Source organism: Bacillus cereus group sp. N8, from assembly GCF_016483685.1.
Classification (GTDB): Bacteria; Bacillota; Bacilli; order Bacillales; family Bacillaceae_G; genus Bacillus_A; species Bacillus_A proteolyticus.
The window spans coordinates 1-357 of the sequence record NZ_JAEHBK010000151.1 but is presented as its reverse complement, the minus strand read 5'-3'; the positions used below and the strand labels follow the sequence as shown (position 1 = coordinate 357).

The following is a 357-nucleotide window of genomic DNA, read 5'->3' as shown; positions in this document are numbered from 1 at the left end:
TGTTCTTTCTAGAAGAATGAAAGGATCTTCTCGCTGGAATAAACAACGAGTAAAAGTAGCTAGAATTCATGAATACATGACGAATGCTAGAAAAGATTACTTGGACAAAATCTCGACTGAAATCATCAAAAACCACGATGTTATCGGTATAGAGGATTTGCAAGTATCGAATATGTTAAAGAATCATAAGTTAGCAAAAGCAATTAGTGAGGTATCATGGTCTCAGTTTCGAACTATGTTGGAATACAAAGCAAAATGGTACGGCAAACAAGTCATTGTTGTATCGAAAACATTTGCTTCAAGCCAATTATGTTCTTGTTGTGGATATCAAAACAAAGACGTTAAAAATCTAAACCT

1 protein-coding gene is annotated in these 357 nt (G+C 33.9%); it reads left to right on the top strand.

Annotated elements, in window-relative coordinates:
• A partial coding sequence (locus tag JDS80_RS30800; RefSeq protein ID WP_199640828.1) for an RNA-guided endonuclease TnpB family protein occupies window positions 1–357 on the top strand: 357 nt, incomplete at both ends.